This is a genomic window from Thiohalocapsa sp. (assembly GCF_019695415.1).
GTDB lineage: Bacteria > Pseudomonadota > Gammaproteobacteria > Chromatiales > Chromatiaceae > Thiohalocapsa.
Genome location: NZ_JAIFKJ010000237.1, coordinates 1 through 8,017, shown reverse-complemented (window position 1 = coordinate 8,017; position 8,017 = coordinate 1). Strand labels below are relative to the sequence as shown.

Annotated in this window: 4 protein-coding genes; 1 reads left to right on the top strand and 3 read right to left on the bottom strand. The window is 66.6% G+C overall.

The window, feature by feature from the left end; all coding sequences use genetic code 11:
* The first annotated feature begins 338 nt into the window (after positions 1 to 338).
* Positions 339 to 1,301 (top strand): serine hydrolase, encoded by a 963-nt coding sequence (locus tag I6U14_RS06780; RefSeq protein ID WP_296897936.1) that lies wholly within the window; start codon positions 339 to 341, stop codon positions 1,299 to 1,301.
* Between the two features lie 277 nt (positions 1,302 to 1,578).
* Here I6U14_RS06780 and I6U14_RS06775 read toward each other — a convergent pair whose 3' ends face one another.
* The 3 genes from I6U14_RS06775 to I6U14_RS06765 form a co-directional block, all read right to left on the bottom strand.
* Positions 1,579 to 3,732, bottom strand: a complete 2,154-nt coding sequence (locus tag I6U14_RS06775) for a glycosyl hydrolase family 57 (protein WP_296897934.1) — start codon at positions 3,730 to 3,732, stop codon at positions 1,579 to 1,581.
* Positions 3,733 to 3,955: 223 nt separating this feature from the next.
* Positions 3,956 to 5,155 carry a methionine adenosyltransferase gene (gene metK, locus I6U14_RS06770; RefSeq protein WP_296897932.1) on the bottom strand — a complete coding sequence of 400 codons (1,200 nt, stop codon included), beginning with the start codon at positions 5,153 to 5,155 and terminating at the stop codon, positions 3,956 to 3,958.
* A gap of 230 nt (positions 5,156 to 5,385) precedes the next feature.
* Positions 5,386 to 8,017: HAD-IC family P-type ATPase (locus I6U14_RS06765; protein WP_296897930.1), on the bottom strand; the 2,632-nt coding region annotated here is incomplete at its 5' end.

Genomic DNA, 8,017 nt, shown 5'->3' with positions numbered 1-8,017 from the left:
CGGAAGACCAGGACTGAACTCGCGCCATCTTGTGCCCAAGGTGGACTCAAGCCTGCCCAGCAAAGCAGCGTCTCGGCCAGATTAGCGGAGTTGCGCTCGTCTAAGCGCTGCCCTCGATTCGCCCCTGATCCGCTGCTTTAAGAATATCCCCAAGCTACCTGACCCACTGCTGTTTTTTTACCAAGCGAGCCTTGTTTTTCGGGCCGCACCCACCTATTCTGGAGAGGCAGCCTGGGCAGTTAACGCTGCCAATATGCATTCGGGGGAATGCTAGCCGCCGCAGGCGATGCGCGCGGGCTGCGTATCTTCAGAGCAAGCCGGTCTCGGGGGTAACCAGCATGCACGGAACTCCGCAGGACCTTTGGGTCCCGACAGAACACATCACACACGACGACGCGCCGGCGCTGCTCGACCGGCGCAGCTTTCTTGGCATGTCCACGCTCGCCGGGGGCGCGCTGCTCTGCGGCCTACCCGGACTTGCGGACGCCGCCGGCCGGCCGCCCCTGCAAGCGCAAGTGGTCGGGCTGGTCAAGCGCCTGCGCGCCGAGAACAAAATCCGCTGGGACGAGAAAACATCCTGGTCAGTCTACGACTTCACCGGCCGCAAAAAGCTCGTCTCCATCAACGAAGAACAGCCCCGGCAAGCGGCAAGCATGATGAAGCCGTTTGTTGCGCAGGCATTCTTTTACACCATGCGCGACAGCGGTGGGCGGCTGCAGTACACCTCTGGTGTCCGCGATACCATGGAGTACATGATCCGCAAGAGCAGCAATACGGCCACGACAGAGCTCATGCAGCTGGTGAGCCGCTACAACGGCAACATGGGTCCGCAGGCCACGGAGTACGTACTGAAGCGCCACGCGCCACAGGTGTTCCGGCAGACCAGCATCGTCGAATACATCCCGGCCAACGGGCGCACCTATCGCAACACGGCCTCGGCCCGGGACTACAGCCGCTTCCTATACGCCCAGTGGCACCGCCAGATGCCGTACGCTTCAGAGGTCCTGGAGCTGATGTCGCTGCCCAACCACGACCGCATTACCCGGGGTGTCAGCAACATGCCCTCGGACGTGCGCGTCTTCGACAAGACCGGCTCCACCGCCATGCTGTGCGGCAACATGGGCATCATCGAGTGCCGCGACCGCCGCGGCCGCCCGCGCCCATACACCTTCATCGGTATCATCGAGAAAGCGGACCGTACCAACTACTACGGGCGCTGGATCACCAACCGCAGCAACGCCATGCGGGAGGTCTCGAACCTGGTCTACAGCTACATGCAGGGCCAGCACCGCCTGGCTTGACGCACGCGCTGGCGCCGCCAGCCGCCGCCCACCAAAGGTCATCTTGGCGGGGCGGAGCACCTGTCTCACTTCCGTTTGAGCAAGCAACCTTGGCCCCGCAGCGCGGGGCCGTTTTGTGAGGTGCTCCCGCAACACTGCCAACCGCGGTCTCTACGGCGGTCCTGACGGCAGATTTGGCCTCTTCGGCATCGCGTACGCGCCATGGCGGGCCGGCGAGTGCGTACACCGAAGAAGCGCTGTGGCTTGCCTCCTGATAGGCCCGGCGTTTCTCCGCCGATCAGGCGAGATAGATCCGCTCCAACGTGCCGCGGGTGATGTTGCCCCGCCGGTCTTCAGCTTCGATGTAGTAGCGCAGGTCGCCGGCGCCGGCCGGCAGCTCGGCGGTGACATAGTCGGCCGTGACCCTGGCACCCGTCTGTGTCGGATAGGAGCCGTGATTGCGCATGGGCAGGCGGGTCACGCCGCCAGCGGCGCGCAGAATGAGGTCCACGCGCCCGAGGCCCGAGCAGTCCGCAACGAAGCTGTGCACGGTGCCCTCACGCGGCGCATCCAGCAGGCAGCCCTGTCCCCAGCGCTTACCGCCGGGGTTCTCCGGCGTAACCCAGGGCGGAAAGATGGTTGGCCCGGTGTGGTCACCACCGGCGCCGAGCAGTGCGTCGATGGCCGACTTGATCAGGTCGAGCCCCAGATTGGCGGCGTTGGTGACCTGCTGGTCCCACACCTGCTGCCCCGTCCAGTACCAATAACAGCTGGTTTCGGCGGTGAGCATGAGCCGCAGCACCTCGGGTAGTGCTGGATGTTCCGGCTCGGCATCTTCCAGCGTATGCACCAGGTTCTGGAAGGCCGTGAGCACGGCCCAGGAATTGAGGTCCGGTGAGTAGGGCTGGTCGTAACGGCTGAACCACTTCATGAATTGGGGGTCGCCGTTGTCGGCGCCGGCCCAAGCGCCGGGCTCGATGTGCGCCACCTGCGCGGGGTCTGGTGGGAAGCGTTCCAGATAGTCCTCTGCCGTGGTCAGCTCGAAACGCTGATCCTGCTGCAGCCACGCCACCAACCGGCCGGTGTTGTGATGGTAGTAGCTGTCGGCCCCGCCACCATGGTTGTCGCCGTCGGAATGGAGCAGGAAGAAGGGCGGATGCTCGGGGTCGAAGCCGCCGGTCTCGACGATGCGCCGATAGAGCTGGCCCAGCACGTCCGGGTACTGCAGGGCACCGAAGCCGCCGCGAGCATCCTCGTTGCCGATATAGCGCTCAGCCGGGATGGCGATGATCTTGTGCAGCCGACCGTCCGCGTCCTCGTAGCCGACGTACTCCGGCTTCAGCAGCGACGGCGAGATCTTCGACGCTGCCCAGATGTTGCGCAGCTGCAGCCAGTCGTCCACCGGTGGGTTCACTTGGTCGGCGGGGTTTGGCGGCAGCATGCCCTCTTCCGTGCCGGCATACGGATAGTCGCGACAAGCCCGGAACCGGTGAATGGAGTCGTAGATCACCGCCTGAATGCCGGCCTCATTCAGGGCCGGGATCATGCGCACATGGAAGGCCGTCTCCGGCGGAAACAGCACCCGCGACGGCTGCACGCCGAAGGCGCTCTCGATGGCGTCCCGGTGCCAGGCGATCTGTCGGACGATGTCCCGGTAAGGGATGAGCGGCATCAACGGGTGGAAAAAACCGAGCCCGGAGAAGGCGAGGCGCGGGTTCCCGAGGGCCGTCTTGGCCACGGCCATGCGACGCAGCGCCTGGCTCCAGCTCGCGAAGCGCCCGCCGCAGCGCCCACGATCGCCCCCGCGTCTCCTCTGCCCGAGGAGCGAGCCGCTCCAGCTGGTGCACAGCCCCGCTTCGGGCAGGTCGCCTTTGATGTATTGCTGCGCCGCCGCGTGCCCGAAGTCGGTGGAGTTGCCGCCGCTGGAGCCTAAGGTCCCGTCCTTCTCTCCGTCCCAGGCGTCGGGGTCCGTGGTGTTGTAGTAGGGCTGGTGCATGTGCTTGTGGATGCCGAAGTAGAGCTTCACTTCGGCACCGCCGAACACCGCGGGACGCTCGCCCGACGCCGGCGCCGCCGCGGCGCCACGCTCAGCGGCAGCTTGACCGCCCCCAGTGAGACGGATCTGGCAGAAGGCCTTGATCCAATCGCCGCCACCGGCACCCGCGATATCCGCCCGGCGGCAACCCTCCACCTGGACCTCGATGAACTCCCCCGCCACCCTGCCCGGCGGCACCTCGGCCTCGTAGGCCCAGGTGCCGGGCACGGTTTGCTGCACCTTGATGGCGTCGCCGTTCAGCAGGGTCTCCTTGCCGCCCGCCCGCAGGATCACCTGCGGGAAGGGGATCTCGCCATCTGCAGTGAATCCAATGCTGAACGCCGGGTGCCCAGCATCGGCGTCAATGGGGAGCGCCTCGGGGCAGGCGGTACTCAGGATGCGCGTGAAGATCGGCATGGTCGGCACAACGAGATTGACGGAGGCCCGCGACAGTCAGATCGAGGTCGCCGCTGCGCCCGCTCCTGGCTGGGCTCACGGAGTTAGGGAAACGCCAATAAATCGGCGCTTCTCTAAGTCGTCAAAAATGAAGGACCCCGGCAACCGCCCCTGTTGGGAACGAGCCAGGCTCCGGCCGATTTTTGGCCAGAATGGCCAACAAATCGACGTCTCCTTAAAACACTCAGCCGGCAGACTCGGCCAGCCGTCCGGCGACATCCGTACGCTCCCAAGGTACATCCATGTCATGACGGCCCATGTGGCCATAGGCGGCGAGCTTACGGTAGAAGCCCTCGGGATGCTCGGCGGGCAGATGGCGAAGGCGCAAGTCGCGCACGATAGCGCCGATGCGGAAGTCGAAATGCTGTTGCAGATGCCGCGCGATTGCGGCGTCGTCGATGCGGCCGGTGCCGAAGGTGCGAACACGCAGACTCACCGGGCCGGCGGAGCCGATACTGTAGCTGAGCTGCACCTCGCACTCGCCAGCGAGGCCGGCGGCGACGGCGTTCTTTGCGGCGTAGCGGGCGGCATAGGCGCCGACTCGGTCGATGCGCATGGGGTCCTTTCCGCTGAGGGCCGCCCCGCTGTGGCGCGCATACTCGCCATAGGTGTCGATACCCGTCTTGCGCCCCGTGAGCCCGGAGTGGACCGCCGGTCCACCGCCGATGACGGGGCCCTCCGGGTTGATGAAGTAATGCGTCTCGCCGTCCGGGGCCACCGGCTGCTCGGCCAGCACAGGCGTAATGACGCCGTGGATCAGGTCCGAGCGAAGTCGATCCAGGCCCGGCGCCGCGTCCTCACGCTGGCTGGTCTCGAGCGCCACGCTGTGTATGCGCACGGGCCGCCCGTCGCGGTATTCCACCCCGACCTGCACCTTGGCGTCCGGCAGCAAATAGGGCAGATCCGCCTCCAAGTCCGGGTCGTCCAAACGCCGCGCCAGCGCGTGGGCGATGACGACCGGCAGCGGCATCAGCGCCTCGGTTTGATCGCAGGCGTAGCCGAAGACGGTCACCTGGTCCTTGGCGGTGACGCGCCCCAGGGCATCGTCGTCCAGGGCGTCCAGGTCGAGCGGGTGATAGTCCCGCTCGGTGTGGTCCATGAAGCTGGTCATGATGGTGCAGGCGTCGGCGTCGAACACCTCCCGCGGATAGCCGACGCTGCGGATCACCGCCCGCGCCACGTCCGGGATGGCGAGCCCGCCCTTGGAGGCATAGTGGGCGGAGATAAACAGCACGCCGCTCGCCATGGCGCACTCGGCGACGATGCCGGCGTTCGGGTCCTGCCCCAGAAAGTGATCGACAATGGCGTCGCTCACCTGGTCGCAGAGCTTGTCCGGGTGACCCGTGGTGACGGATTCGGACGTGAAGATGAAGTCGTCGCTCATGGGTGGGCTCCGATTGACGGGTGGCCTGATGCCGCTTTACGGGGCAAAGGTCCGAGACTTACCGATGGCTCATTGCGCCAGGGCCGAGGGCAAAGGGCGGAGGGAATCGGCGCATGAGCCCAATCGTTGGGCCCCCTTGGCGTCGACCCGACGGACGCCGAGCCCCTGCGGCACGAGCGTAGGCGAGACTCCATCGCTCTGCACTTTTCACGTATCCACTTCGCGCGCGCTCACGTCGTCCGCTCCTCCGGCGGCGCGTCAAGGACCACCGCATGCTCTGGCCCACGATACGCGGGCTTGGTCGCCTCATTGACAATCAGCGGAAGGATGACACCGGCGCCGATGGCGGCCAGGTCCATCCAGCCGAGCGGCACCGTGCCGAGCAGCCGGCGCGCGCCGGGGACGACGCTCACCACCACCTGCAGCGCCGCCATGCCCAACACCGCACGGGTCAGGTGTTTGTTGGGGGCGAGCTTCTCGCCGCCGAAGACATTGCGGTAGCGCGAGCGCGAGCTGAGCGCATGGGTCAGCTCGTTCATCACCAGCGTGTTGAAGGCGAGCGTGCTGGGCGCCGGTCCAAGGCCGTATTTGCGCATGCCGTAAATGAAGGCGCCGGCGGTGCCGAGGCCGATGGTGCCGGACTCGAAGGCCATGCGTCTCAGGTCCTCGCGGGTGATGATCGGCTCCTCCGGGTCCCGCGGCGGGCGGTCCATGATGTCAGGCTCCGCGGGCTCCATGGCCAGCGCGAGCCCCGGGAAGATGTCCGTCACCAGGTTGATCCACAACAGCTGCATGGGGTTCATGGCCTCACCCCAGCCGAGCATGACGCCGGCGAGCATCACCTCGATCTCCGTGAGATTGGTGGAGACCATGAAGTGGATCATTTTCCGGATATTGTTGTAGATGGTCCGACCCTGCGCCACCGCGATGGTCATGGTGTGCAGGTTGTCGTCTTCCAGTACGACATCCGAGACCTCGCGGGCGACGTTGGTCCCGCTCTCGCCCATGGCGACCCCGATGTCGGCGGCCTTGAGCGCCGGACCGTCGTTGATGCCATCGCCGGTCATGGCCACCACCATGCCCGCCTCCTGCAGCGCACGGACGATCTTGAGCTTATGTGCCGGGCTCACCCGCGCGAAGACGTGCACATTGCGCACCAAGCCGGCGAGCAGCTCCGGGTCCATCTCCTCGAGCTTGTTGGACTCCAGTACCTGCAAGGGCTTGTCGCCGGAAAGCCCCAGCTCCTTGCCAATGGCATAGGCCGTGGCGCTCTGGTCGCCGGTGATCATGATGGTCTCGATGCCGGCTTGGTGATACTCGGCGATGAGCCTGTCCATACCGGGGCGCATGGGGTCCGCCATGCCGGCGAGGCCGAGCCAGCAGAGCTGGCCGGTCTTGTCCGGCATTTGCCCCTCGTCCAGCTCGCGGTAGGCGGCGCCGAGCACGCGCAGGGCCTGCCCCGCCATGCGCTGGTTCTCGTTCGTGATCTCGGCGCGCATCGCCTTGGTGAGCCGGACCTTTTTGCCGTCGCGCAGCATGGTGGTGCAAAGCGCCAGCACCTCGTCCGGGCTGCCCTTCACCGCCAACAGATGCTTGTCGCCTTTGTACGGATGCAGGCTCGACATGTACGGCCGGCCCTCGGCGCGGTAGCGGGTCTTGAGCCGCGGGCGCTCCGCGCGCAGCGCCGGCACGTCGACGCCCGCCTCCACCGCCAGCTCCACCAGCGCATTCTCGGTGGGAGAGCCCTCGTAGCGCCACTTGCCGGGCACGCCCTTGATCTCGGCCTCGCTGCATAGCGATACCACCTGCATCAGCCGCACCAGCTCCTCGCGCGCCAACGGGTCCACGGCGTGGCCGTCGTCGTCGGTAAATTCGTGCGAGGCCACCTTGTAGCGCTCGCCGCCGCCGTAGACGGCCACCACGGCCATGCGGTTCATGGTGAGCGTGCCGGTCTTGTCCATGCAGAAGACCTGCACGGAGCCCAACGTCTCAACGGCATCCAAATGACGCACTGCGACATTGCGCCCGCGCATGTCATTGATGCCCATAGCGAGCGTCGTGGTAGCCACCGCCGGCAGGCCCTCCGGCACCGCGGCGACGGCGAGCGATACAGACGCCTTCAGCATCTCCAGCCAGGCATAGCCCCGCAGCACACCGACCGCAAAGACACCAGCGCAGACACCGCCCGAGAGCAGCGCCAGCTGGGTGCCCATGCGCCCGAGCTGCTTCTGCATGGGCGTCTCCGGGGACTCCGCCTCACCCACCATGGTCTGAATCTGCCCGAGCTCCGTCGCCGCCGCCGTGGCCACCACCAGCCCGCGACCGTTTCCACCCGTCACATGGGTGCCCATGTAGGCCATGTTGCGCCGATCGCCCAGCGGCGTGTCCTCCTTGGCGACGAAGTCCTGGTCCTTGCTCACCGGCATGCTCTCGCCCGTCAGCGCCGACTCGTCCACGCTCAGACGATGCGCCCGCAGCAGCCGGACGTCGGCGGCGATGTAATCCCCCGGGGCCAGCAGCAGCACGTCGCCCGGGACGATCTCCTCCACCGGCACCGTCACCGTCTCCCCGCCGCGCAGGGCCTTGACGCTGCGCGCGCCGGTCTGGGTCAGGGACTCGATGGTGCGCTCCGCCTGGCGCTCGGTGACGAAGCCGATGACGCCGTTGATCATCACCACGCCCAGAATCACGCCCGCGTCCAGCAGGCCGCCGGTGGCCACCGCCACGCCCGCGGACACGCCCAGCAGCGCCACCGGCAGGCTGTTGAACTGGCTCACGAAGATGGCGATGCCCGAGCGCGTTTCGGCAGCCAGGAGGGCATTCTCGCCGAAGCGGCGCAGGCGCTCGGCACCACCGTCGACA

Bases quoted from the DNA above. Each gene is read 5' to 3' on its own strand.
- metK (WP_296897932.1), bottom strand. From the start codon at position 5,155: ATGAGCGACGACTTCATCTTCACGTCCGAATCCGTCACCACGGGTCAC.
- I6U14_RS06775 (WP_296897934.1), bottom strand. From the start codon at position 3,732: ATGCCGATCTTCACGCGCATCCTGAGTACCGCCTGCCCCGAGGCGCTC.
- I6U14_RS06780 (WP_296897936.1), top strand. From the start codon at position 339: ATGCACGGAACTCCGCAGGACCTTTGGGTCCCGACAGAACACATCACA.